At 41.0% G+C, this 25,007-nt stretch carries 25 protein-coding genes and 2 pseudogenes; 26 read left to right on the forward strand and 1 reads right to left on the reverse strand.

The features are described from left to right. The first annotated feature begins 30 nt into the window (after positions 1-30). The 19 genes and pseudogenes from hepT to QFZ73_RS21640 all read left to right on the forward strand — a co-directional run bounded on the left by hepT (position 31) and on the right by QFZ73_RS21640 (position 18,124). Positions 31-993 (forward strand): heptaprenyl diphosphate synthase component II, encoded by a 963-nt coding sequence (gene hepT, locus QFZ73_RS21550; protein WP_063233213.1) that lies wholly within the window; start codon positions 31-33, stop codon positions 991-993. Positions 994-1,089: 96 nt separating this feature from the next. Beyond that, entirely contained in the window at positions 1,090-1,536 is a 447-nt protein-coding gene (gene ndk / locus QFZ73_RS21555) for a nucleoside-diphosphate kinase (protein WP_307270482.1), read from the forward strand. Positions 1,537-1,723: 187 nt separating this feature from the next. Beyond that, positions 1,724-2,492 (forward strand): annotated as a pseudogene (locus QFZ73_RS21560) (CheR family methyltransferase). A gap of 254 nt (positions 2,493-2,746) precedes the next feature. After that, positions 2,747-3,919, forward strand: a complete 1,173-nt coding sequence (gene aroC / locus QFZ73_RS21565; RefSeq protein WP_251430473.1) for a chorismate synthase — start codon at positions 2,747-2,749, stop codon at positions 3,917-3,919. 2 nt (positions 3,920-3,921) lie between these two features. Beyond that, a complete protein-coding gene (aroB, locus tag QFZ73_RS21570) occupies positions 3,922-5,001 on the forward strand; it encodes a 3-dehydroquinate synthase (RefSeq protein ID WP_307270488.1) in 1,080 nt (359 codons plus the stop codon). Positions 5,002-5,025: 24 nt separating this feature from the next. Then, on the forward strand, positions 5,026-5,394 hold the full coding sequence (gene aroH / locus QFZ73_RS21575) for a chorismate mutase (protein ID WP_251430476.1): 369 nt from the start codon (positions 5,026-5,028) through the stop codon (positions 5,392-5,394). 89 nt (positions 5,395-5,483) lie between these two features. Further along, complete coding sequence (gene hisC / locus QFZ73_RS21580; RefSeq protein ID WP_307270492.1) at positions 5,484-6,596, forward strand: histidinol-phosphate transaminase; 1,113 nt, start codon at positions 5,484-5,486, stop codon at positions 6,594-6,596. A 47-nt stretch (positions 6,597-6,643) separates the two neighbouring features. Further along, positions 6,644-7,747, forward strand: a complete 1,104-nt coding sequence (locus QFZ73_RS21585) for a prephenate dehydrogenase (RefSeq protein WP_251430482.1) — start codon at positions 6,644-6,646, stop codon at positions 7,745-7,747. 23 nt (positions 7,748-7,770) lie between these two features. Continuing rightward, on the forward strand, positions 7,771-9,057 hold the full coding sequence (aroA, locus tag QFZ73_RS21590; RefSeq protein WP_251430484.1) for a 3-phosphoshikimate 1-carboxyvinyltransferase: 1,287 nt from the start codon (positions 7,771-7,773) through the stop codon (positions 9,055-9,057). Positions 9,058-9,426: 369 nt separating this feature from the next. Next, complete coding sequence (locus QFZ73_RS21595) at positions 9,427-10,698, forward strand: tetratricopeptide repeat protein (protein WP_251430487.1); 1,272 nt, start codon at positions 9,427-9,429, stop codon at positions 10,696-10,698. A gap of 41 nt (positions 10,699-10,739) precedes the next feature. Continuing rightward, positions 10,740-11,291, forward strand: coding sequence for a ReoY family proteolytic degradation factor (locus QFZ73_RS21600; protein ID WP_063233222.1), 552 nt, complete (start codon positions 10,740-10,742; stop codon positions 11,289-11,291). 162 nt (positions 11,292-11,453) lie between these two features. After that, positions 11,454-11,915: a YpiF family protein gene (locus QFZ73_RS21605; RefSeq protein WP_251430490.1), complete on the forward strand. Its 462-nt coding sequence runs from the start codon at positions 11,454-11,456 to the stop codon at positions 11,913-11,915. Positions 11,916-12,075: 160 nt separating this feature from the next. Then, a complete protein-coding gene (locus QFZ73_RS21610) occupies positions 12,076-12,582 on the forward strand; it encodes a QcrA and Rieske domain-containing protein (protein WP_251430492.1) in 507 nt (168 codons plus the stop codon). Positions 12,583-12,585: 3 nt separating this feature from the next. After that, positions 12,586-13,260 (forward strand): menaquinol-cytochrome c reductase cytochrome b subunit, encoded by a 675-nt coding sequence (gene qcrB / locus QFZ73_RS21615; RefSeq protein WP_034307974.1) that lies wholly within the window; start codon positions 12,586-12,588, stop codon positions 13,258-13,260. A 56-nt stretch (positions 13,261-13,316) separates the two neighbouring features. Next, positions 13,317-14,084, forward strand: coding sequence for a menaquinol-cytochrome c reductase cytochrome b/c subunit (locus QFZ73_RS21620; protein ID WP_063233225.1), 768 nt, complete (start codon positions 13,317-13,319; stop codon positions 14,082-14,084). 177 nt (positions 14,085-14,261) lie between these two features. Next, on the forward strand, positions 14,262-14,858 hold the full coding sequence (gene lhaT / locus QFZ73_RS21625) for a lipoprotein heptaprenylglyceryl N-acetyltransferase LhaT (RefSeq protein ID WP_251430495.1): 597 nt from the start codon (positions 14,262-14,264) through the stop codon (positions 14,856-14,858). 118 nt (positions 14,859-14,976) lie between these two features. Continuing rightward, on the forward strand, positions 14,977-15,762 hold the full coding sequence (ypjB, locus tag QFZ73_RS21630) for a sporulation protein YpjB (protein WP_034307968.1): 786 nt from the start codon (positions 14,977-14,979) through the stop codon (positions 15,760-15,762). Between the two features lie 85 nt (positions 15,763-15,847). Then, entirely contained in the window at positions 15,848-16,522 is a 675-nt protein-coding gene (locus QFZ73_RS21635) for a zinc metallopeptidase (RefSeq protein ID WP_063233228.1), read from the forward strand. A gap of 164 nt (positions 16,523-16,686) precedes the next feature. After that, positions 16,687-18,124: pseudogene (locus QFZ73_RS21640) on the forward strand (IS1182 family transposase). A 239-nt stretch (positions 18,125-18,363) separates the two neighbouring features. Here QFZ73_RS21640 and QFZ73_RS21645 read toward each other — a convergent pair. Further along, complete coding sequence (locus QFZ73_RS21645) at positions 18,364-19,236, reverse strand: YitT family protein (RefSeq protein WP_307270515.1); 873 nt, start codon at positions 19,234-19,236, stop codon at positions 18,364-18,366. A gap of 167 nt (positions 19,237-19,403) precedes the next feature. Here QFZ73_RS21645 and QFZ73_RS21650 point away from each other — a divergent pair, with 167 nt between their 5' ends. Genes QFZ73_RS21650 through QFZ73_RS21680 form a run of 7 tightly spaced genes read left to right on the forward strand, consistent with a single transcriptional unit; the run spans position 19,404 to position 25,001 of the window. Next, positions 19,404-19,763, forward strand: coding sequence for a nucleotide pyrophosphohydrolase (locus tag QFZ73_RS21650; protein ID WP_307270518.1), 360 nt, complete (start codon positions 19,404-19,406; stop codon positions 19,761-19,763). Beyond that, on the forward strand, positions 19,756-20,556 hold the full coding sequence (dapB, locus tag QFZ73_RS21655) for a 4-hydroxy-tetrahydrodipicolinate reductase (protein WP_251430501.1): 801 nt from the start codon (positions 19,756-19,758) through the stop codon (positions 20,554-20,556). Before QFZ73_RS21650 ends, dapB begins: the two co-directional genes overlap by 8 nt. A gap of 18 nt (positions 20,557-20,574) precedes the next feature. Then, entirely contained in the window at positions 20,575-21,000 is a 426-nt protein-coding gene (locus QFZ73_RS21660) for a methylglyoxal synthase (protein ID WP_251430504.1), read from the forward strand. Beyond that, positions 20,984-21,697, forward strand: a complete 714-nt coding sequence (gene bshB1 / locus QFZ73_RS21665) for a bacillithiol biosynthesis deacetylase BshB1 (protein ID WP_307270523.1) — start codon at positions 20,984-20,986, stop codon at positions 21,695-21,697. Before QFZ73_RS21660 ends, bshB1 begins: the two co-directional genes overlap by 17 nt. Before the next feature lie 4 nt (positions 21,698-21,701). Further along, entirely contained in the window at positions 21,702-22,841 is a 1,140-nt protein-coding gene (gene bshA / locus QFZ73_RS21670; protein WP_251430513.1) for an N-acetyl-alpha-D-glucosaminyl L-malate synthase BshA, read from the forward strand. 13 nt (positions 22,842-22,854) lie between these two features. Continuing rightward, positions 22,855-24,036, forward strand: coding sequence for a CCA tRNA nucleotidyltransferase (locus QFZ73_RS21675; protein ID WP_307270527.1), 1,182 nt, complete (start codon positions 22,855-22,857; stop codon positions 24,034-24,036). Then, complete coding sequence (locus tag QFZ73_RS21680; RefSeq protein WP_251430518.1) at positions 24,021-25,001, forward strand: biotin--[acetyl-CoA-carboxylase] ligase; 981 nt, start codon at positions 24,021-24,023, stop codon at positions 24,999-25,001. The genes QFZ73_RS21675 and QFZ73_RS21680 overlap by 16 nt, the downstream gene beginning before the upstream one ends. Positions 25,002-25,007 lie beyond the last annotated feature (6 nt).

The following is a 25,007-nucleotide window of genomic DNA, read 5'->3' on the forward strand; positions in this document are numbered from 1 at the left end:
AATAGCAATGGACAAAGCTGGGTGGAATGTATGAAATTTAAAATGATGTATTCATTTTTGAATGCAGATTTGCAATTAATAGAAAAAGAACTGGAAGCCGCAATTGAAGCGGATTCCACGGTTTTAAGGGAAGCTTCCCTGCATTTACTGCAATCCGGTGGAAAACGGATCCGTCCGGTATTCGTCCTATTGGGCGCGAAGTTTGGCAACTATGATATTCATGTCGTAAAGCATGTCGCAGCGACTTTGGAACTGATCCATACAGCTTCCCTTGTACATGATGATGTTGTGGATGATGCGGATTTACGCAGGGGATCTGCTACCATTAAGTCAAAATGGGATAATCGTGTCGCCATGTACACAGGCGACTTCATTTTTGCTCGTGCACTGGAAATGATGGCGGTTATCGAGTCCCCGCTTGCGCATCAAATTCTCGCTGATACCATGGTTGAACTATGTCTTGGTGAAATTGAACAAATAAAAGATAAGTACAATTTCGAACAGAATTGGCGGATATATTTTAGAAGGATCAAACGGAAAACGGCATTGCTCATTGCATCCAGCTGCCAGTTGGGAGCCATTTCAGCAGGTGTTGAAGAGAGGATTCACCAAAAGCTATTTAAATTCGGATACTATGTCGGTATGTCCTATCAAATCACCGATGATATATTGGATTTTACGGCTTCGGAAGAAGAGCTTGGGAAACCAGCCGGTAGTGATTTGATTCAAGGTAATATCACATTACCCGTTTTGATTGCTATGGAAGATCCAAAGTTAAAAAAGCTTATCGAAACAGTTCGGGAAGATACGCCAAAAGACGAAATGTCCCATATAATCAATGCGATAAAAACTTCAGGTGCCATTGAACAAGCAGCGAGGATCAGTGATATGTATTTAGAAAAGGCTTTTACTGAGTTGAAAGGTCTTCCTGCCATTAAAGCTAGAAAAACTTTATCGGATATCGCGAAAAATATCGGAAAAAGAAAGTTTTGATAATGGGAGTTGCGAAACTCATCAAACAATGGTAATATTCTAAAAGTATTGCCTTATATAGGCAAATAACAATGATACATATTAGGAGTGACATTCATGGAAAGAACATTTTTAATGGTTAAGCCTGACGGCGTTCAACGCAATTTAATCGGTGAAATCGTTTCCCGTTTTGAAAAGAAAGGCTTCCTTCTTGCAGGAGCAAAATTAATGGTCATTTCTCAAGAATTGGCTGAGCAACATTATGGCGAGCACAAAGAACGTCCTTTCTTTGGCGAATTAGTGGACTTCATTACTTCAGGTCCTGTCTTCGCAATGGTTTGGGAAGGTGAAAACGTAATCACTACTGCACGTCAAATGATGGGTGCCACAAACCCTAAAGATGCAGCAGCAGCAACAATTCGTGGCGATTTTGCCGTGACTGTTGGCAAAAACATCATTCACGGATCTGATTCAGCTGAAAGCGCTGTACGTGAAATCGGTTTATTCTTCAAAGAAGAAGAACTTGTTGAGTATTCTAAACTTGTAAACGAGTGGGTATATTAATTAATACGATCACTTTATAAAAAGCGGGTTCCATCGTCATTATGCGATGGAACCCGTTTTTTTGCATTGCTTTTTTAGTTTAGAGCAGCAAAGTAAGGAATTATTTTAGTTTAAAGAAAATATGGCACTCTCCGATATATAAAGGGAAGGACCACTTAAAATAATTATGTGCAAGGGAGTCGTAGGAATGCCTCAAGGATATGAAGAGTATATTCGTAATATCAAAATGTCGACAGGCATTGATTTGCCATTATATAGGAAGGGCAAATGAAAAGGCGACTAACATCTCTATATGAAAAAAGGGGATATCACTCATTTCGTGAATACTATAAAGACATTCAAACCAATCCCGGAGTTTTAAATGAGTTTTTGGATAGAATGACAATCAATGTTTCCGAATTTTATAGAAATGCGAAGAGATGGGAAGTGTTGGAGCAAAAAATCCTTCCTGGGTTATTAGCAAGCAAAAAAATTGAAAATTTGGGGTGCAGCCTGTTCAACTGGCGAGGAACCTTATACGATTGCAATGATATTATCCAATCTGGTTCCACTTAACCAGATAGAGATATTGGCGACGGATCTGGATGATAATGTATTGGCGCAAGCGAAATTGGGAATTTATCCTGAACGTTCCATAAATGAAGTACCTGAAGAAATCAAAAGGAAATACTTTGAAAAAAAGCGGATTTTTATCGTGTCGATGATGAAATCAAGAGAAGGGTGACATCTAAAAAGCAAAACCTTCTCGCGGATCGATTCGAACAGGGGTTTGATTTAATCGTTTGCCGCAATGTTTTAATTTATTTCACTGAAGAAGCCAAACATATATTATATGAAAAATTCAGTGCATCACTAAGAAGCGGCGGAGTTTTTTTGTAGGAAGTACAGAGCAAATATTCACACCAGGAAAATATCAATTTGAAACGATCGACACATTTTTTTATAAGAAAAAGTAAATACTTTTGAAAAAAGGGACTGTTACTGCAAATGAGCATTCAGTCCCTTTTCGTTTGTCGAGTAATAGCAAATCCAGTAGAACTTCAATTTGAACGATTAAACTATATCGAAAATGTTTAAGTACTTGTAAAATAGAACGAAAAGTGATTAAATTCAAACAATATGGTTTTTACGTTTTACATATACCCACATTTCATAAAATTGTGGTATATTGATACATATACACTTTAAAGTGCTAAAAGGGGGCTGGAAGATGAGATATTTAACAGCGGGAGAATCACATGGTCCGCAACTGACTACTATCATTGAAGGATTACCGGCAGGAATGCCGATTACGAATGAGGATATTAATCAAGAATTAGGACGCCGGCAAAAAGGGCATGGACGTGGAAGAAGGATGCAAATCGAGAAAGATCAGGCTTTTATTTCTTCGGGAATCAGACATGGCTACACACTCGGTTCACCGGTTGCTTTGGTGGTTGAGAACGATGACTGGAAGCATTGGACAAAGATTATGGGAAGTGAAGGGCTTTCCGAAGAGGAAGCTGAAGAAATTAAACGTAAAATCACCCGGCCTCGTCCTGGTCATGCCGACTTGAACGGTGGGATTAAATATGGGCACCGCGATTTGAGAAATGTTCTGGAGCGCTCTTCAGCCCGTGAAACGACAGTAAGGGTGGCAGCAGGTGCTGTCGCTAAAAAGCTATTGTCTTTATTGGGGATAGAAGTGGCATCGCATGTTTTGGAAATTGGCGGAGTGAAGGCAGAACCGCCAAAATACGAAACGATTCAGCAATTGCAACAAGAAACAGAAGAATCTTCTGTTAGATGTTTTGACAAAAACGTAGAGCAGCAGATGAAGGATGCAATTGATGAAGCGAAACAAAAAGGAGATTCCATCGGCGGCATCGTTGAAGTCATTGTAGAAGGAATGCCGGTGGGTGTGGGAAGTTATGTGCACTATGACCGTAAGCTTGATGCAAAACTAGCCGCAGCGATAATGAGCATCAATGCATTTAAAGGGGTGGAAATAGGTCTTGGATTTGAAGCGGCCCATCTATTCGGCAGTGATGTCCATGATGAAATCGCATGGGACGAAGAACAGGGTTATTACCGGAAAACGAATCGCCTTGGTGGTTTTGAAGGCGGTATGACAACTGGGATGCCTATAGTTGTACGCGGTGTGATGAAGCCGATTCCCACTTTATATAAACCTTTGAAAAGTGTTGATATTGATACGAAGGAAGTGTTTGAAGCAAGTGTCGAACGTTCCGATAGTTGTGCGGTTCCAGCCGCAGCAGTAGTTGCTGAGGCGGTAGTAGCATGGGAACTGGCGGCTGCCATCGTAGATCAATTCCCTTCAGATCGTTATGAGCAATTAGCAGAATACATAAGATCATATCGGGAAGAAGTAAAGGGGTTTTAATCATGGAATCCATCCAAATAAAAACGGCTTCCAAGCAATATCCGGTTTTAATTGGCAAGAAGGCAATAAATGAATTGCCTGAATTAATAACACATGAATTAAATCATCTAAACAAGATTCTGATCATAACTGATGAGAAAGTGGCGGCACTTCATTTGCAGACTGTGAAAAACGCCCTGATCAAGACGGGAAAACCGGTCCTGCATCATGTAGTGCCAGAAGGGGAGCATGCTAAAACATTCGATGTGTTTTATGAATGCCAAAGCTTCTGCTTATCCCAACAGATCAATCGCAAGTCATTGATTATCGCCCTTGGCGGTGGTGCAGTCGGTGACTTGGCTGGATTCGTTGCGGCTACTTTTATGAGAGGGATTCCATTTATACAGGTTCCGACTACTTTGCTCGCCCACGATAGTGCTGTGGGCGGCAAGGTTGCCATCAATCACCCGCTAGGGAAAAATATGATTGGGGCCTTTCATCAGCCTGAAGCGGTCATTTATGATCTTGAATTTTTAAAAACTCTGCCTCTTAAAGAATTAAGGTCAGGTTTTGCAGAAGTCATTAAACATTCCTTGATAGCCGATAATGAGTTTTATCTATGGTTAAAGTCGAATATTGTTGATTTGAATGATATAACGGATGAGCAATTCCTAACCATGATTACAAAAGGGATTGGCATTAAAGCTAAAATTGTCGAAGAGGATGAGAAAGAAAACGGCATTCGTGCCTTTTTGAATTTTGGTCATACACTTGGACATGCAGTGGAAGGTTCAATGGGATATGGGAACTTTACGCATGGGGAATCCATTTTAATCGGGATGGTATATGCTCTTAAATTAAGCAGAAAGAAAGTGGATCTCGATTTTAAACTAGATGAGTTCATTAATTGGGTTTCTTCTTTAGGTTATCAAATAACCATTCCAACCCGACTTGAACATGCAATTCTACTAGAATTAATGAAAACGGATAAAAAATCAGTCAATGATGCAGCTACCTTTGTTCTGCTAAACGAAGTGGGGTCACCGCAATTAATGGATATTGGCGACTCTGAGCTGATAGAGGAAATGGCGGATATGATATAGAGTTCAGGAGAAGGGGGACTATGTGTGATTAGAGGAATAAGGGGTGCCACTACAGTAGAAAGAGACACAGAAATGGAAGTGATTTCCGCTGTCGAAAAGTTGATGGCAGAGATCATTCAGGTCAACGAGATTGATCCCGATATGGTGGCTTCTGTATTTTTTTCTGCTACGGAAGAGATTCGTTCTGTCTTCCCTGCCAAAGCCTTGAGGAAATTCGAAGGTTGGACTTATGTACCGGTTACATGCATGAAAGAAATACCGGTGAGCAATTCCTTGCCATTTTGCATCCGGGTCATGATCCACGTAAATACGACGAAATCTCAACAAGAGATACAGCATGTATACCAGGCAGGGGCTACGGTATTACGGCCAGATTTGACAAAGCAGATATAAGATGATTTTAAAGCTATGAATATGATATACTATTCTCACACTTTCTTACTTTAAAGTGATAAAAATATAAAAATATAGAGGTGATTGACATGAAATGGAATGAAGCGGTCCTTTCCTTGAAGTCTTATCAACCGGGAAAATCCACTGATGAAGTGAAAAAATTATACGGGTTGGAAAAAATCACGAAATTAGCTTCAAATGAAAACCCTTTTGGCTGTTCGGAAAAGGTCAAGGAGTCGGTTAGGAATTCAACCCATTCGTTTGCCATCTATCCGGATGGATATGCAACGATGCTTAGGGAAGCTGTTGCAAAACATACAGGTGTGAAAGAAACTCAGCTTATTTTTGGAAATGGATCTGATGAGAACATTCAAATCATCTCCAGGAGTCTATTGGGAGCTGGAAAGAATACGGTCATGGCAACAGGCACTTTTTCGCAGTATCGCCATAATGCCACGCTAGAAGGTGCGGAAATCAGGGAAGTTCCTCATATTGACGGTGCGCATGATCTAGAAGGAATGCTTAAAGTAATAGATGACAATACAGCGGTTGTCTGGCTTTGTACACCAAATAATCCAACAGGTAAATACATTTCGGAACAGGACTTATTATCGTTCATCGAAAAAGTGCCGGAAGATGTTCTTATCGTTTTGGATGAAGCTTATTGTGAATATGCAACGGCCGAGGATTACCCGAGAACGAATCAATGGATTAATAAATATAAAAATTTGATCATACTCCGGACATTCTCAAAAATTTATGGACTAGCGAGTTTTAGGGTAGGGTACGGTTTGGCGGATGAGGATATTATTCAGAAACTAGATCCTTCCCGGGAACCATTCAATGTCAACACATTCGCACAGAATATTGCTATCGTCGCTTTGGAAGATCAAGCCTTCATTGAAAAATGCAAAGAAGAAAATCAAAAAGGGCTCAAGCGGTACTATGAATTTTGCAAAAATGAAAATTTAGCTTATTACCCGTCACAAGGTAATTTCATCTTTATCCATTTTAAACAGGATGCCGATGTAGTGTTTCAATATTTGCTTGAGCGCGGGTACATTGCAAGGTCGGGGAAATCTTTCGGATTTCCTAACAGCCTGAGGGTAACGATTGGTTCTGCGGAAGAAAATGAAGGAATGATTAATGCTATTAAAACTTTTTTGAATGAAGTTGAGGCACCTTCTGATTCGCTGCTTTAACGTTTCATCAAACCTAGAGGAGCATAAAAGATGCGGGGGAGAGAAGAGTGAAGGGTAAGGTTTTTGTAATAGGTCTAGGTCTAATTGGCGGATCACTGGCCATGGCTGTACGCCATGCACATCCTGAAGCCGTGATTGTTGGTACGGACCTAAGTGAAAAGAATATTCAACTATCGATGCTATTGGGGATCATTGATGATTCTGTATCATCCTTGGAAGCGGGAGCATGTGAAGCTGATTTGATTCTACTTGCTGTGCCTGTCAATGAAACCGTGAAGATTTTAGCTCAATTGGCTGATATGGATTTAAAAACTGATGTCCTCATATCGGATGCAGGAAGTACGAAGGATACAGTCGTTAAGGCAGCAAAACCATTGATAGATAAAGGGGTGGCCTTCATCGGGGGGCACCCTATGGCTGGTTCCCATAAAAGCGGTGCTGCGGCAGCCAAATTACATTTATTCGAACATGCATTTTATTTGCTTACTCCCGGAGATACCATCGAAGAAGAAAAAGTTGAGCAGCTGAAAGGGTGGCTGCAAGGGACACGAGCGAACTTTCTGGTTGTGAGTCCTGCCACACATGATAAGCTGACTGGGGTCATTAGTCATTTTCCGCATATTGTCGCATCGGGGCTCGTTAAGCAGGCAGAAAATTACAGTAAGGAAAATAAATTGATTTCAAGGCTCGCAGCAGGTGGGTTTCGGGATATTACAAGAATTGCTTCAAGCAGTCCGGAAATGTGGCGTGACATTTTGTTACATAACCGGGATGTGCTACTTGAATTAATGAATGATTGGCTGAATGAAATGGAGCATATAAAAGGTCTGGTTGCGAATGAAGATAGTGAAGAAATCCTTCGATTCTTTACCGATGCCAAGATTTTCAGGGATGATTTGCCAACACATGCGAAAGGCGCCATACCAGCGTTTTATGATTTATATATTGATATACCGGATTATGCCGGAATAATTTCTGAGATTACCGGATATTTGGCACAGGAAGGTATCAGCATTACAAACATAAGGATCATTGAAACCAGGGAAGAGATATACGGTGTGCTGGTCATCAGCTTCCAAACGGATGTTGATCGCATTAAAGCTGCGGAGTGTATTTCAAGACATACAGATTATGAAACGATCCTGGCATAATATTAATAGGGAAGGATGGTTTTATGAATACAAAAAAATTACAAACGAACATCCAAACATTACGTGGTTCGATCGCCATACCTGGAGATAAGTCGATCTCCCATCGTTCGATAATGTTCGGAGCCCTTGCCGAGGGGGAAACGACAGTCACTAATTTTCTTCCAGGAGCGGATTGTTTAAGTACGATTTCCTGTTTTAAGCAGCTTGGAGTCCATATTGAACAAGATGGCCAGCACGTCAAAATTGTAGGCAAAGGTTTTAAAGGATTAACGGAACCTGAATCAGTGCTGGATGTCGGAAATTCGGGTACCACGATCAGGTTAATGATGGGCATTTTGGCAGGACAGGACTTTTCGGCCGTTTTGGCAGGTGACGAATCGATAGCCAAACGTCCAATGACCCGGGTAGTCAACCCACTTCGTCAGATGGGAGCAGCCATTGATGGCAGAAAAGGAGCCGAATACACCCCTCTCTTCATAAGAGGAGGCAAATTACAAGGGTTTCGCTATGAATTGCCTGTAGCAAGTGCGCAGGTTAAATCAGCGATAATCTTGGCTGGTTTACAGGCAGAAGGTGAAACGATTATTATCGAGCCGGAAGAGACCCGTGATCATACAGAACGAATGATCCAAGAGTTTGGCGGGAAAATCGAAAAGGACGGTCAAACGATTAAAGTAAGCGGAAATCAGGTCTTCAATGGGACCACCATCCATGTGCCGGGTGATATTTCTTCAGCGGCTTTCTTCATGGTGGCTGCAGCGATCACGGAAAATAGTGAAGTGGTGTTAAAGAATGTGGGCCTTAATTCGACAAGGACTGGAATCATTGAAGTCATGAAATCGATGGGGGCGGATATTACGATAGAGAAGAAGACGAGCGAGGGTGAACCTGCAGGGGACATCACTGTCAGAAGCTCCCGACTAAAAGGAACGACCATCAGCGGTGATTTAATTCCCCGTCTCATCGATGAAATACCGGTAATTGCACTTCTGGCAACACAGGCTGAAGGGATAACGACAATCAAGGATGCAGCAGAACTTAAAGTGAAAGAGACGAATCGAATTGATACTGTTGCAAATGAGCTTTCCATCCTGGGGGCGGATATAACCCCAACAGCAGACGGATTGATCATCAAAGGACGTAAAGCCCTGAATGGGGGTATGGTTACAAGCCATGGAGATCACCGTATCGGGATGATGCTTGCTGTAGCGGCTTTGATAACGGATGGGGAAGTGGAACTTGCTGACCCTGATGCCATAGATGTATCATATCCACAATTTTTTGGGCATTTGACGCAATTGATAAAGTGAATATAAAAAAAGTTTACATACCTTATTTGGTCTGTAAACTTTTTTTAAATGCTTGAAAGTGTTGAAAGCGCTAACATTCAGGCTTTTTCTACCTGTATTGATCAGTGAAAATATTGAAAAAGTGGTTCAGGATCAAAAAGGAGATTGACCGTAGCGTGGAGAATTAACTAGTAACCTTTTTTTAATGAGAATGGGAGGGGGACTTCATCAATGGAATACAGGGCTACAGTATGGTAAACTAATGAATACTGTTTACTATGCATCTCGCGATTACATGGATATTTTGTTCTTATTGGCAGGGTATGTAACATTATGGCGTGAGTGTGTATGACTAGGGACCAAGTCTAACATGCAAAAGGGGATTCAACAATGAACACAGTGGAACAAGTTATACAGCATTTAAAAAAAGGGGAATTAACAGAAGCTCTTAAACATATAAATCGAATTAAATCATCAGAGTCAGCAGAGGACATATTGTTGCTGGCCGAAGAAATGCTCCAGCTTGGTTTTGCGGAGGAGGCAAAGGATCTTTTTGAACATCTGCTGCAACTCTATCCCGATGAAGGAGAATTGATTGTTTCGTTGGCGGAAATCCTGATTGACATGGACCAGGAAGATGAAGCGATGCTAATGCTTGAAAAAGTAAGTGCAGATGATGAAGTATATCCCAGTGCTTTGCTTTTGGAAGCGGACCTTTATCAATTACAGGGTATGGATGAGGTCAGCGAACGGAAATTACTGCAGGCAAAGGAAATGCTTCCAGATGAGATCATCATTGATTTTGCACTAGCTGAACTGTTCTTTCATCAAGGAAGGGATCAGGAAGCAATTGCAAATTACATAAAAGTTTTGGAACAGGAACAAGAAATCGCTGGTGTTAATGTCAATCAGAGGCTTGCTGAAGCATTAAGCAGTTCAGGGAAGTTCGAGGAGGCCCTTCCGCACTTTGAAAAGGCCTTAAATGATGGACTTGAAATCAATACCCTATTTGAATATGCATTTACAGCTTTTCAGGCAGGTCTTTATGAGACAGCCGTACGAAAGTTTATTGAACTGAAAGAATTGGATCATGAATACCATTCTTTATATTTATACCTGGCAAAGAGTTATGAACATCTTGAAGATCTGGAAAATGCCTTGAAAACGGTCAAAGAAGGAATCAAGGCTGATGAATTCAATAAGGAACTTTACTTCTTCGGCGGAAAAATAGCCTTGAAGAGCGGGCATGATGAAGAGGCGGAAAGTCTATTTAAAGAAGCGCTTGCCATTGATCCGGGATACCTGGAAGCTGCACTTACCCTCTTGAAATTGTATATGCACCACGAAAGGTATGAAGATGTATTGGAGTGTATTGGTGAAGTTAGGCGATATGGAGAAGATGATCCGCAGTTTGAATGGATAGCTGCTGTATCTTATCAGCATACTGAACAATTTAAAGAGTCATTAACCAGCTATCATAAAGCATATAATTCATTCAAGAACAATCAAGATTTCCTTGAAGATTATGGTTTCTTTTTAATTGAAGAAGGAGACAGAGCCACATCTAGAGAAGTATTTAATAAGCTGCTTGAGATGAACCCAGCGAATGATGAGTATGCGATGATTTTGGAGCGGCTAAGTGAAAGTACAGATGAAATGTAGATAAGCGAAACAAAACTAAATCAAGACAGAGGAGGGAATTCATGGTGGCTGCCCCTGTTTCTGTGAATGAGAAGAAGGATTTTATTCGGTGGTTTTTAAATCATTATCAACTGAAACGAAGAGAATGCGTGTGGATATTGAATTACTTAATGAGTCATGATCAACTAATGAAAAAGGTTCATTTTGTAGAAAATGCACAATATTGCCCACGTGGACTGATTATGTCGACACATTGTGTGGATGAAGTCCCTTTCAGGTTCTATAAGTCCAATATCATGACGACCGATGCAGAGAAATCTTTTCATGATATTCGTTTAAATCGGGATGAAGACATATATATTCAGCTCAATTTTAAATCGTCATACTCTTCCTATCAATATGCAGCGGTACTCGAGCACAATCCCTTCATGCCGAAATCAACGGCATCAAATGAAAAAGATCAGCTGCTGGCTGAACAATTTTTAGAAAGAAGCATGTTGTATTTTCAAAGGGACCGTCTGCTCAAGGAAATCGACGAAGCCCTTGATAAGCATGATGAGCAAGCATTTAAGAACTTAACCGAACAATTGAATCAATTAAAAGTACTTGGATGATATAAATTGACCTTTCCGTAATCAGGAAAGGTTTTTATTTTTTATAAAACATTGATAAAATCCACATTTTTGTAAAGACTATGGGTATATGGTAAAGATGTTATAAAAATAATGGTAAAATGATAAGGAGTTGATTTAAAAAATCGGGAGTGAAGAAAAAACATGAAGTGGACAGCAAAAGATCTTGATATGTATATGCAGTCAAAAGAGTATGTGGATACCGTTTTGATTCCTTTGGTTCCCCTATCTTTTAAAGGGCAAATGAAGCAAACGGGCTCAATGAATGAGTTTCTTACCATTTTAAGTTTGGAAATTGAAAAGCAGATGAAAGGAAGAATTCTTTTATTGCCAACATTTCATTATTTGAGTGGTGAAATGGATAAGGTTGAGCGGTTAAAGCGTTGGGCCAATGAAGTGAAAGAAAATGATTTCGAGCATGTTTTTTTTCTTACATCGGATTTTGAGTGGAAAAAGGAAGAGCGGGAATTGGAAAATAATTTAGTATGGATTCCTGCCATCCCCTTGGAGGGGCTTGAAATTGAACAAGCAAGGGAAATGATTAACCAACAAGTTCTCCAAATCCTTGATGTTTTCTCTTATAATTGGAAAAATGAAAAAAAGTAGGATTTTTCGCATTATTTGACACATAGTTGCCACCTTTTGGGTTTTACAAATATTGACCTTGGTAAATTATTGAGATATCATGGAAATGTCCTAGTTTTATAGTGTCGCTATTAATTGGTCCTTTGGGCTCTCAGTATAGTAATAGAGGGGGGGAAAACGCATGAGCAAGCATAATGTTTCACGACGTCAATTCCTTAATTACACACTTACTGGCGTTGGTGGATTTATGGCGGCCGGTATGTTGATGCCTATGGTTAGGTTTGCAATCGATCCTGTATTATCAGCAGATAAAGGCGGGGATTACGTTGCAACTAAACAGAAGGTAAGTGAACTGACTACCGAACCAACCCGTGTCGACTTTAGTTTTAAACAGGTCGATGGGTGGTATGAGTCTGAAGAAACAAATACAGCTTGGGTTTACAAAACGGATGATGGTAATATCGTTGCTTTATCTCCAATCTGTAAGCATTTAGGCTGTACGGTAGGTTGGAATACGGATAAGACTAATCCGAATCAATTTTTCTGTCCTTGCCATTATGGCAGGTATACGAAAGATGGGATGAATGTCAAAGGGACACCGCCGGTTTCACCATTGGATGTCTATGACACGAAAGAAAAAGATGGAATACTTTATTTGGGTCAACTAAAACCGCACGGGGAGGCGTAAACATTGCTAACAAAGTTATATGACTGGGTGGACGAGCGTTTAGATATTACGCCGTTATGGCGGGATATTGCTGACCATGAGGTTCCTGAACATGTTAACCCCGCACATCATTTTTCTGCATTCGTATATTGTTTTGGTGGGTTAACTTTCTTTATTACGGTCATCCAAATCTTGTCAGGCATGTTCTTGACGATGTACTATGTCCCGGACATTAAAAACGCTTGGGAATCTGTTTATTATTTACAAAATGAAGTTGCCTTCGGTCAAATTGTCCGTGGTATGCATCACTGGGGAGCAAGTCTAGTTATCGTTATGATGTTTTTACATACTCTTCGTGTCTTCTTCCAGGGAGCTTACAAAAAACCGCGTGAATTGAACTGGATGGTCGGCGTATTGATTTTCTTCATCATGCTGGCATTAGGCTTGACTGGTTATTTATTGCCATGGGATATGAAAGCGCTATTCGCAACGAAAGTTACTTTGACAATTGTCGAATCGGTACCGTTAATGGGACCGGCACTCAAGACATTGATAGCAGGAGATCCAACCATAGTTGGAGCACAGACATTGACACGATTCTTTGCAATTCATGTATTCTTCCTGCCAGCAGCATTATTTGCTTTACTAGCGGCTCATTTCCTGATGATCCGAAAACAAGGTATTTCAGGTCCGCTATAAAAGAATGGTGAACCAAAAACCAAAAAAACCTTTTCATAAAGGAGGGGAATTGTTCAATGCATCGTGGGAAAGGTATGAAATTCGTAGGTGACTCGCGTATCTCCGCGGACCGTAAACCGAATATTCCGAAAGATTATTCAGAATATCCTGGGAAAACTGAAGCATTTTGGCCTAATTTCCTTTTAAAAGAATGGATGGTAGGAGCTGTATTTCTTGTAGGTTATCTTTGCCTGACAATCGCACATCCGTCACCATTGGAAAGGATAGCAGATCCAACAGACACAGGGTATATTCCGCTGCCGGACTGGTATTTCCTATTCCTTTACCAATTACTTAAGTATACCTATGCTTCAGGTCCTTATAATGCAATCGGGTCCATGGTAATACCTGGTTTGGCTTTCGGGGCATTGCTCTTGGCACCTTTTCTAGATCGTGGTCCAGAGCGGAGTCCAGCAAAACGTCCTTTTGCTGTAGGCTTCATGCTATTGGCAATGGCCGGCGTTTTCTATTTAACATGGGAGTCCGCAGCCCATCACGATTGGGAAGCTTCCAAGAAGCAAGGAGCAATCGTGGAAGGTGCAGACATTGATAAAGAGAGCGATGGGTATAAACTGATGGATTCTAATGGCTGTATTAGCTGTCACGGAGCAGAATTAACTGGTGGAGCAGGAGCGCCAAGCTTGATTGACACTGGGTTAAAGCCAGAAGAAATCTCTAAAATCGCAGTCAAAGGCCAGGGCGCCATGCCAGCTGGCATGTTCAAAGGTACAGATGAAGAATTGGCAACATTAGCTGAATTTGTATCGGGTTTATCGACAAAATAATATAGCCATCAACAGATTTTCTTTCATATGCTGCAAAAGAAGCTGACGACCACGGTTGTCGGCTTTTTTATTGGTAAATTGAAGTGTAAATGAGAAGAAATTGAAATGAATACTTGGTTTTCTAGATGATGGCCTGTAAAATGGGTATACATGAGAATTTAAGTGAGGGTAAAAGAAATGAATGTTATCTACAGTTGGCTTGCAAATCGGCAAATGCTCGCTTTGTTATTAATAATAAATATATTCGGAACTGCCTATGGATATTATTGGTACGGTAGTCAATTGGAAAACACTCCGGCGATTTTTTTGGCATTTGTACCGGACAGCCCGACAGCTAGCCTGTTTTTTGTATTTGTTTTGTTGGGGTTCCTGTTAAGAAGGAATTTCGGACTTATGGAAGCATTGGCTATAATAACCCTATTCAAATATGGCATATGGGCAGTTGTAATGAATTTGATGACCTTCGTGACAACAGGTTCATTGCCCTGGGAAGGCTATATGTTAATGGCTTCTCATTTTGGGATGGCGATACAAGGGGTATTATATGCACCATTTTATCGTATAAAACCATGGCATTTGATAGTGGCAGGGATTTGGACCATACATAATGACATAATCGATTATGTTTTTGAAATGATGCCTATATACCGTGATTTATTGGTATATATGAATTCGATAGGTTATTTCACTTTTTGGCTCAGTATACTTTCCATTTTTGTCGGCTGGTACTTTGGATATAGAAAAAAGCGAATCACTCTATCCTTCATCCATTAAAAAGTTAACTCTAAATAGAGCTTTGTAAAAGCAGGGTTAACTTTTTATGTTGAACGAGGTCTACTCATGTTTTTTCTTTCATATCGTTTTAGTAGAGATATGAGGAGGGACGAGTAGCATGTTGAAAAAATTCATATTAACCATTGCTGTTTTATTTGTCGTCTTACATTTCCCTGTCTATGCAGAATCCTCTTCAAGTTTGGAGCAATTAGATAACATTTCCGATAGAGCCTTGGAAATGACCAAGTTGAAGCGATATGGAGATTCGGAAAAGATGCTGACGTTTTTTTCTGACCGGTTTTTAAAAGAGACAGCGAAAGAGCAGATCCTTGACATGGACGAACTTCGAATTATCACTGTAGCTCATAATGAGGCGTTGATGACAATAAAGGATATGAACAAGGGAGATTCCGAAAAGGTTAATTCTGTTACAAAGTTCCGGCTTGTTGTTGATGCGGTCAAGTCTACCCATCAGCCCCTTTGGACAGAGATGGAGGATCAAATGATGAATTCCTTCCAGCAGACAAAGAATGCCGCGATCAATCAAGACACAATTACATTCAATAGCCAATTGAACTTATTCCTATCACAATATGAAATGATATATCCAAGCTTGAAAGTCGACCTTTCTAAAGAAACGATGCAGCAACTGGACACGAGAATTCAATACATCAACCAATACCGTCCGGAAGTAATCAGTGATGGAGAAAGTCAAAAGGAACTGGATGCTTTGCAAAACGAACTAACCTCCATTTTTGATGATATGGGGGAAGATGATGCAGACCCTTCCCTTTGGTGGGTCATCATATCGACAGGCTCAATCATTATCATGACGCTTTCTTATGTAGGCTGGAGAAAATATAAAGGTGATAGGGAAAAACCAAGGAAAGAACATAATGATTAAAAAGACAGGGGAAGAGAACACTATATTTGACACGGTTGCCTTCAATCCATAGAATTAAGAGTAATAATAGTTATAGGAGGATACCATGTATTTCATTTATTTGGCGATTATCATTTTAATCCCGATTTATGCACAAATGAAAGTGAAAAGCACGTATAAAAAATATTCAAAGGTATCGGCCTCATCTGGTATGAATGGTGCTGAGACGGCGCGGGCAATTCTGGATCAAAATGGACTGTTCAATGTCAGAGTCGAAGAGACACCTGGAATGCTTTCTGACCATTATGACCCAAGGGATAAAACGGTGCGTTTATCAACGGATAACTATCACGGCCATTCAGTTGCCGGTGTAGCGGTTGCAGCCCATGAAGTTGGACATGCGATTCAAGATAAAGAAGCATATGCATTCTTGCGTTTCCGCCATGCATTAGTACCGGTAGCTAACTTTGGCTCTAACATATCTTGGATTTTGATTTTAATCGGGATGTTAGCTTCACTTCCTGGGTTGCTATTGGCGGGCATCGTATTTATGGCAGCCGCTGTATTGTTCCAAGTGATAACCCTGCCGGTTGAGTTCAATGCTTCTTCTCGGGCGATGGATCAACTCGTTTCCGCTGGGGTCATCCGGAATGATGAAGAACGGGAAACGAAAAAAGTATTAAGTGCTGCTGCGATGACTTATGTTGCTGCCGCTCTTGTAGCCGTACTGGAATTAGTTCGTCTTCTGCTCATGTATACTGGAATGAGGGAAGAAGATTAATTTGAAAAAGGACACCATCTTGGGAGAGGGCACTGAAAAAGTCCCTTCCGGGCCAATTGAGGTAGATTTCTCAGTTTATTCTGAGGAACTCTACCTTTTTTGTTTTATATAATCAAGGTAATAAATTTATGTGGGTGAGTACGATGATTCAAAAACTAACATCTATGGTTTTTTTGTCCGTATATGGCCATTTATGATGTAGTGGTTCCAAAGGATAACATGTTACGCAAGATCAATGAACTTATTGACTTTTCTTTTGTGTTGGAAGAATTGAGGGACAACTACTGTCTTCATAGGAATGCTGTCGATCCAATACGTATGTTTAAATACTTGCTGCTCAAGACCATTCATGACCTATCAGATGTGGATATAGTTGAGCGTTCCAGGTATGACATGTCCTTTAAATATTTCCTCGGCATGGCTCCAGAAGATCCAGTTATTGACCCTAGCTCCTTACCCTAGCTCCTTAACGAAATTTCGAAAGCTCCGTTTAAAAGACATAAACTTTTTGGATATGCTCATTCATAAAACCGTTGAGATTGCGATTGAAAAGGAAATCATTAAAAACAAAACGATTATTGTGGATGCCACCCACACGAAAGCCAGATACAATCATAAGACTCCAAAAGAAATATTGATGGACCAATCTAAAAGATTAAGAAAAGTAATCTATTCGATAGATGAAGAGATGAAAAATAAATTCCCATCCAAAACCACTACTGATGTATTGCAGGATGAAATTACTTATTGCCAGAAGCTCATCGAGGTAGTGGAAACAGAAGGGCGTATCACCCAATATCCAAAGGTAAAAGAGCAGTTAAATTATTAAAGGAAACGGTATCCGTTGATATCGAACAGTTAAGGATCTCCAAAGACCAAGATGCCAAGATTGGCCACAAGAGTGCTGACCCTTCTTTCTTTGGATACAAAACACATTTTGTGATGAGTGAGGAGCGAATCATTACAGCTGCAACTATCACTACAGGTGAAAAAACGGACGGTAAAGAATTAAAGGCATTGATTGAAAAGAGCACGGCAGCCGGTATGGTGATTGAGACCGTGATTGGGGATGCAGCTTACTCAGAGAAGGGAAATATTGAATACAGTGAAGAAAATAACATTAAACTAGTCGCAAAATTGAATCCTTCTGTTACACAGGGATTCCGGAAGAAGGAAGAGGAATTTCAATTTAACAAGGATGCAGGAATGTACGTTTGTAAGGCTGGGCATTTGGCTATCAGGAAAGCTCGCCAGGGCAAAAAAGATGTAGCGACGAATCAAACAGATACCTATTACTTCGATGTAGAAAAGTGTAAGATTTGTCCCTTTAAAGAGGGCTGTTATAAAGAAGGAGCGAAAAGCAAGACCTATTCTGTCAGTATTAAATCCAATGAACATACAGAACAGGCTACATTCCAGGAAAGTGAGTATTTTAAAGAAAAATCAAAAGAACGTTATAAAATAGAAGCGAAAAACAGTGAATTGAAACACAGACACGGGTATGATGTTGCAAAATGCTCGGGTCTACTTGGCATGGAATTACAAGGAGCAATGGCTATTTTTACCGTTAACTTGAAAAGAATATTGAAATTAATAGCCTGAAAAAGTGACACACAGAAGCAAAAAAAGACGATTTCCATTCAAGTATCGAATGAGAATCGTCTTTTTTTAGTTTGGTTTACCGTACTAGTTAGTAAAATGTGAGTTTTTCAGCAGCCTCTCTTGGGAGGGGGTCCTTTTTCATTTTTAAAAGTATTTGTTACACATTGCTAATAAAATTCAGTTAGACAGGGCAAAATTCATAAGGATTGCATTCCATCGGTATGCCATAAATCAATGAATTACCTTTCAATGGGATTCTTGTTCTCATCAAGGGTAAAGCCCTCACCCAATACGTCATGCACTTCACTTACTGATACAAATGCATGAGGGTCCACCGATGTTATGGCATTTTTTAAGCGGACTAACTCATTTTTCCCAACAACACAATAGAGTACTTCCCGGTCATTGCGTGTAAAGGACCCATATCCCCTTAATACGGTTACGCCCCGCTCCATATCATTCATGATTTTTTCAGCAATTTCCTTGTTTTTATCACTAATGATCATTGCACCTCTAGCAGCATAGGCTCCTTCTTGCATAAAGTCGATTACCCTGGCACCTATAAATACGGCAACGAGGGTATACATCGCTTGCCGGTAATCCAGGTAGGTAAGGATCGAAAGGCCAATGACGACGGCATCAAAGATGAACATGGTCCGTCCCATGCCCATCCCTAAGTAACGATGGGCAAAACGGGCGATTATATCCACACCGCCTGTTGTCCCGCCGTAACGAAAGATTATGCCCAGCCCGACACCAACAGAGACCCCGGCAAACAATGCCACCAGCATCAAGTCGTTCCCGAGATCGATTTCGATTTGGTATCTCTCGAAAACCCATAGCCAAACGGAGAGGCCAACCGTTCCGATAATCGTATAAAAGAAAGATGATCGTCCTAAATATTTCCACCCTATTAAAAATAAGGGAATATTCAAAATCAAATTAGAATATGAAGGATTTATTCCGATAAGTTGATATATAATCAAGGTGAGACCGGTGAATCCGCCTTCGGCCAAGTTGTTCTGCATGTTAAAATGCACGAGGCCAAAGGCGAAGATTCCAGCCCCAAAAAGGATGAATATAATATTTTTCAATTTTAAGCCCAAAAGCATGTCCCATACCTCCAAAGGTTTGCATATCATCAATTTACTTATTATAACTAATTAACCAACTATGGGCAATTTGGATTTGCGAACGTATCTGTTGTCATCTGTTTCACTTTTAGCTAACATGGAGAAGGTATGATGTTTGAAAACGAAAATCAAGAATGGGTGACTATATGGAAAAGCAAAAGACGATCCAGCAAATGCAAACGGAAGTCGACCAATACATAGGACAATTTAAAGAAGGATATTTCAGCCCTCTGGCCATGCTCGCCCGCATGTCTGAAGAACTTGGGGAATTGGCTAGGGAAGTCAATCATTACCATGGTGAAAAACCAAAGAAGGCAACAGAGGAAGAGAATACGATTGAAGCGGAATTAGGGGACATGCTTTTTGTGTTGATTTGTTTTGCGAATTCTTTAGGGATTGACCTTCAAAACTCGCATGATTCGGTCATGGAAAAGTTTACAACCCGCGATAAAGATAGATGGACAAGAAAAGAAGAGAAAATGGAGGAGGAAGGTAAAGATGAGTAAAGTGAAAGTGATTGTAGCTGGTCCACGTGGCAGAATGGGAAATGAAGCGGTGAAGCTTGTACATAGGACAGAAGGGTTTGAATTGGCAGCTGTCATAGATCGCAAGCATAACGGGGAGAGCCTCTCCGTAATAGAAGGTTTTCACGGTATTGAAGCACCGGTTTTTTCGGATATAAATGAATGCTTTTCATCTATAGAGGCGGACGTATTGATCGATTTGACCACACCGGAAGTGGGGATGTTCCATACCGAAACGGCACTTAATCATGGCATCCGCCCTGTAGTGGGAACGACTGGTTTTACTAAGGAAGATTTAGCGAAGCTGGATTCATTAACAAAAGAAAAGGGCATTGGTTGCATCATCGCGCCAAACTTTGCAATTGGAGCCATTTTGATGATGAAGTTTTCCCAAATGGCCGCCAAGTATTTCCCGGATGTGGAAATCATAGAAATGCACCATGATCAAAAACTGGATGCCCCTTCTGGCACTGCTTCCAAAACGGCAGACATGATTGCAGCGGTACGTGAAACAAAACAACAGGGGCACCCTAATGAAAAAGAAACCATCCAGGGGGCAAGAGGTGCAAATGTAGATGGCATGCATATCCACAGTGTACGGCTACCGGGACTGGTTGCCCATCAACAGGTGCTTTTCGGAAGTGATGGAGAGCTATTGACTGTTCGGCATGATTCCTTTAATCGAGCGTCCTTCATGTCAGGAGTCAAACTTGCTGTCGATACAGTCATGAAATTGGATGTTCTTGTATACGGTCTGGAAAATATTATCGAATAGGGATCAGGAGGATTTACGATGAAAATTGCCTTAATTGCCCATGATAAGAAAAAAGAAGATATCATTCAATTTGTAACAGCCTATAAAGCTGTATTTGAGCATCATGAATTATTTGCAACAGGTACGACCGGGAAACGAATCATGGAAGAGGTATCACTGCCTGTCCATCGTTTTCATTCAGGACCTCTTGGCGGGGATCAGGAAATAGGTGCAATGATTGCACGCGGGGAAATGGACATGGTCCTATTTTTCCGCGATCCTTTGACATCACAGCCCCATGAACCTGATGTATCGGCGCTTATACGCCTATCAGATGTATATGAAATTCCCTTGGCGACAAATATGGGCACGGCAGAAGTGCTGATACAAGGTTTGAAACATGGGTATATGGACTGGCTAAAACTACGGCAAAAACAAGGTGAGATAAATGATAAGCAAAAGTAACATAGATATCCTGGCTTTCGGCGCACATGCGGATGATGTTGAAATCGGTATGGGTGGCACGATCGCTAAATATGTGCAACAAGGCAGGAAAATTGTCATTTGTGATTTGACAAAAGCTGAAATGTCATCCAATGGAACCGTTCCATTGCGGCAAGAGGAAGCGCATAAGGCTGCTGAAACCCTTGGGGTGAAGAGGATTTCCCTTGATCTACCCGACCGGGGACTATACATGAAAGCGGAATACATAAATCAAATCATTAAGGTCATTCGCCAATATAAACCTGCCCTTGTATTTGCACCATTTTTGGAAGATCGCCATCCCGATCATGGCAACTGTGCCAAATTAGTCGAGGAAGCAGTTTTTTCGGCAGGAGTAAGAAAGTATATGGAAGAAGAAGGCCTTGATTCTCATCGTGTCCAAAATATGTACTATTATATGATCAATGGGTTTCACAAACCGGACTTCGTCGTGGACATCACTTCTACAATATCGAAAAAGATGGATAGTCTTAGGGCATATGTCAGCCAATTCGAAAAAAGTCAAGTATCTGTAGATACACCGCTAGTTAATGGCTATATCGAGACTGTCGAGGCACGGGAGCGGATGTTCGGTAAAGAAGTGGGTGTCGCCTATGCGGAGGGATTCATGACAAAAAAACCTTTACTGATCGATGCCGACTTGTTAGGAGAAAAATAATCTTATGAAATTAAAAATTGGAATTACCTGTTACCCTACAGTTGGGGGTTCTGGTGTCGTAGCAACTGAATTAGGTAAGATGCTTGCAGAAAAAGGACATGAAATACATTTCATTTCTTCAAGCCTCCCTTTCCGCTTGAATAAGATGTACTGTAATATTTTTTATCACCAGGTTGAAGTGAACTCATATTCAGTCTTTCAATATCCGCCATACGATCTGGCGCTTGCGAGCAAGATAGCGGATGTCGTGAAACGGGAGAAATTAGATATCCTCCACGTTCATTATGCAATTCCACATGCTGTTTGTGCGATCCTTGCAAAGCAGATGTCAGGTAATGAAGTAAAGATCGTAACCACACTGCATGGTACGGATATAACCGTATTAGGCCATGATCCCTCTTTGACCAATTTGATAAAATTCGGGATAGAGCAATCAGATGTCGTTACAGGAGTATCTAATTCCCTAGTTCAGCAAACGCACGAATTAATCGCGCCGGATAAGGAAATCAAAACCGTTTATAATTTTATTGATGAAAGAGATTACCATAAATCTGATTCCGATTACCTTAAGGATGAATACGGAATCAGTGAAGATGAAAAAGTGATCATACATGTTTCGAATTTCCGTTCGGTCAAGCGAGTGAAAGACGTCATCCAGGCGTTTTATTTAACTCAAAGGAAAATGCCTGCAAAGCTTCTACTCGTAGGAGACGGGCCGGAAGTGACAACCGTATTGAAATTGGCTAAAGATCTTGGAATCGATGATTTGGTCTTGTTTCTTGGTAAGCAGGATAACCTTGCCGAATTATATTCAATCAGTGATTTGATTTTCCTGTTATCTGAAAAAGAGAGTTTCGGTCTTGTGCTGCTTGAGGCGATGGCATGTGGAGTTCCTTGTATCGGGACGAATATCGGGGGAATTCCTGAAGTCATCGTTGATGGGGAGACTGGTTATATTTGTGAATTGGGAGATGTCAAAATGGTTGCGGAAAAGGCGATTGGACTTTTAAGCGACCCGATTTTACATAAACGCCTTTCTGAAGCTGCGCTGGAAAGGGCCAATACTGATTTTCACTCCGATACGATTATGTCAGAGTATGAAGCCATCTACATTCAAGCACTTGAAGGTAAATCCATGGAATAGGGAGGGTATGCTGATGGATCGGTTATTCTTAAAATCAGTACCCATTCTGGAATTGATTGAAGAAGCAGGATACGAGGCTTATTTCGTTGGCGGCTCTGTAAGGGATTATATCCTTGGCAGGCCTATAAACGATGTGGACATCGCTACTTCCGCAACACCGCAGGAAATCAAAAGGATTTTTCCTAATACGGCTGATATCGGGATCGACCACGGAACAGTGCTTGTCATTACGGATACGGGTACATACGAAATTACAACGTTTAGAACGGAAAGCGGGTATTCGGACTTTCGCAGACCAGATGCTGTGCAATTTGTCCGTTCTTTGACTGAGGATTTGCAAAGAAGAGATTTTACGATGAATGCAATGGCAATGGATAAGACCGGAAAGGTCATCGATCCATTTAATGGTAAGTGTGATTTGGCGGAAAAAAGGATCATCACGGTTGGCAACCCGCATGAAAGGTTTCATGAGGATGCATTGAGAATGATGCGTGCTCTAAGGTTCGTCAGTCAACTTGATTTTGAACTGGATCAAGAAACCTTTGATTCCCTTAAAGAGAACGCCCTTATCATCAGTGAAATCGCTGTCGAAAGAATCCTGGTTGAATTTGAGAAGCTAGTGTCCGGCCCCAATAGGATAAGGGCTTTCTCACTTTTGCTGGAAAGCGGATTATATCAATACCTGCCTCAATTCTCCAGTAAAAAGGATCATTTAATGGACTTGCTGAACCTGCCGCTTCATCAGCTAAAAGCGGCAGAAATATGGTCCATAATCATGGTTCAAACAAAGGATCAGGAAATGGAAGAGGCTTTGAGGGCATGGAAACTGCCACTGAAAACTATAAGAAACGTTCAACGTACGATACAGCTAGTGAAGAAGGAACCATCAGCCATCGATATATTTCAGGCAGGTCATTGTGTAACTGTACAAGCTGCTAAAGTCAAGGCGGCACTGACTGGAGGTAATGTATCGGATGCGGAGGAGAATGCACATCAACGCTACAATGAACTTATTATAAAACAAATGTCGGAACTTGCCGTTACAGGGACGGATTTATTGAATTGGCATCAAGAAAAGCCAGGTCCATGGGTCAAAGAATACTTGGAAAAAATATTGGAAGCTGTCTTGAATGAAGAATTAAGAAATGATAAAGAAGAAATAAAGAGGTGGCTTGTGAAATGCAATCTGAGTTAAGAACAAAGCTGATGGAAGCCCTCTCAAAAGCGGATGGTGCGTTTATATCCGGTCAGGAAATTGCTGAATACATTGGCTGTTCGCGCACAGCCGTCTGGAAGCATATAGAAGACCTGCGCAGTGAAGGTTATAATGTAGAAGCCGTTAGGAAAAAAGGTTACCGGATCATATCAGCGCCGGAAAAAGTGTCCGAGAGCGAAATACAACTTGGCTTGGAAACAAAAACGATCGGCAAGATGATCCACTATCAGGAAACTGTAGAATCCACTCAAAAAATTGCGCATCAACTAGCAAATGAAGGCGTTCAGGAGGGAACCCTCGTCGTTGCCGAGGAGCAGTCATCCGGAAAAGGAAGGCTAATGAGATCTTGGCATTCCCCAAAATTCAGCGGCATATGGATGAGTCTCATCCTAAGACCGAAAATCCCGATTCATGAGGCTCCACAACTTACATTATTGGCCGCGGTCGCTGTAGCTCAGGCTATAGAGGATACCACTGATTTGATGCCACAAATAAAGTGGCCGAATGATATTTTGGTGAATCGCAAGAAAGTGGTGGGCATCCTGACGGAGATGCAGGCGGAGTCTGATAGAATCCATTCTGTCATTATCGGAATTGGAATGAATATCAATCAGCAATTGGAGGATTTTCCTGAAGAACTGCAGGAAAAAGCGTCTTCCCTTCTCATAGAAAGTGGAGGGACGGTTTCAAGGTCCAAGGTCATTCAACGAGCATTGTTTCGTCTGGAAAATTTGTACGAACTCTATTTAGATCAAGGCTTCATGCCAATAAAGGATTTATGGGAGAGTTATGCGATCAGCCTTGGACAGGTTATCAAAGCCAGTACCGTTAATGACACGATTGTCGGAAAAGCATTGGGCATAACGGATTCGGGCGTTTTACTTCTTGAAGACGGAAAAGGAACCGTACATTCGATATATTCTGCAGATATTGAAATTCAGTAGATTTTT

It is taken from the genome of Peribacillus sp. V2I11 (assembly GCF_030817135.1).
GTDB classification, from domain to species: domain Bacteria; phylum Bacillota; class Bacilli; order Bacillales; family DSM-1321; genus Peribacillus; species Peribacillus simplex.

Excerpts from the sequence above, each read along its gene's own strand:
- aroC (WP_251430473.1), top strand. The coding sequence starts at position 2,747 with ATGAGATATTTAACAGCGGGAGAATCACATGGTCCGCAACTGACTACT.
- QFZ73_RS21650 (WP_307270518.1), top strand. The coding sequence starts at position 19,404 with ATGGAAAAGCAAAAGACGATCCAGCAAATGCAAACGGAAGTCGACCAA.
- QFZ73_RS21680 (WP_251430518.1), top strand. The coding sequence starts at position 24,021 with ATGCAATCTGAGTTAAGAACAAAGCTGATGGAAGCCCTCTCAAAAGCG.
- hisC (WP_307270492.1), top strand. The coding sequence starts at position 5,484 with ATGAAATGGAATGAAGCGGTCCTTTCCTTGAAGTCTTATCAACCGGGA.
- bshB1 (WP_307270523.1), top strand. The coding sequence starts at position 20,984 with ATGATAAGCAAAAGTAACATAGATATCCTGGCTTTCGGCGCACATGCG.
- QFZ73_RS21600 (WP_063233222.1), top strand. The coding sequence starts at position 10,740 with ATGGTGGCTGCCCCTGTTTCTGTGAATGAGAAGAAGGATTTTATTCGG.
- ndk (WP_307270482.1), top strand. The coding sequence starts at position 1,090 with ATGGAAAGAACATTTTTAATGGTTAAGCCTGACGGCGTTCAACGCAAT.
- QFZ73_RS21635 (WP_063233228.1), top strand. The coding sequence starts at position 15,848 with ATGTATTTCATTTATTTGGCGATTATCATTTTAATCCCGATTTATGCA.
- QFZ73_RS21610 (WP_251430492.1), top strand. The coding sequence starts at position 12,076 with ATGAGCAAGCATAATGTTTCACGACGTCAATTCCTTAATTACACACTT.
- QFZ73_RS21645 (WP_307270515.1), bottom strand. The coding sequence starts at position 19,236 with ATGCTTTTGGGCTTAAAATTGAAAAATATTATATTCATCCTTTTTGGG.
- hepT (WP_063233213.1), top strand. The coding sequence starts at position 31 with ATGAAATTTAAAATGATGTATTCATTTTTGAATGCAGATTTGCAATTA.
- lhaT (WP_251430495.1), top strand. The coding sequence starts at position 14,262 with ATGAATGTTATCTACAGTTGGCTTGCAAATCGGCAAATGCTCGCTTTG.
- dapB (WP_251430501.1), top strand. The coding sequence starts at position 19,756 with ATGAGTAAAGTGAAAGTGATTGTAGCTGGTCCACGTGGCAGAATGGGA.
- QFZ73_RS21595 (WP_251430487.1), top strand. The coding sequence starts at position 9,427 with ATGAACACAGTGGAACAAGTTATACAGCATTTAAAAAAAGGGGAATTA.
- QFZ73_RS21660 (WP_251430504.1), top strand. The coding sequence starts at position 20,575 with ATGAAAATTGCCTTAATTGCCCATGATAAGAAAAAAGAAGATATCATT.
- aroB (WP_307270488.1), top strand. The coding sequence starts at position 3,922 with ATGGAATCCATCCAAATAAAAACGGCTTCCAAGCAATATCCGGTTTTA.
- QFZ73_RS21605 (WP_251430490.1), top strand. The coding sequence starts at position 11,454 with ATGAAGTGGACAGCAAAAGATCTTGATATGTATATGCAGTCAAAAGAG.
- QFZ73_RS21620 (WP_063233225.1), top strand. The coding sequence starts at position 13,317 with ATGCATCGTGGGAAAGGTATGAAATTCGTAGGTGACTCGCGTATCTCC.
- ypjB (WP_034307968.1), top strand. The coding sequence starts at position 14,977 with ATGTTGAAAAAATTCATATTAACCATTGCTGTTTTATTTGTCGTCTTA.
- QFZ73_RS21675 (WP_307270527.1), top strand. The coding sequence starts at position 22,855 with ATGGATCGGTTATTCTTAAAATCAGTACCCATTCTGGAATTGATTGAA.
- bshA (WP_251430513.1), top strand. The coding sequence starts at position 21,702 with ATGAAATTAAAAATTGGAATTACCTGTTACCCTACAGTTGGGGGTTCT.
- aroA (WP_251430484.1), top strand. The coding sequence starts at position 7,771 with ATGAATACAAAAAAATTACAAACGAACATCCAAACATTACGTGGTTCG.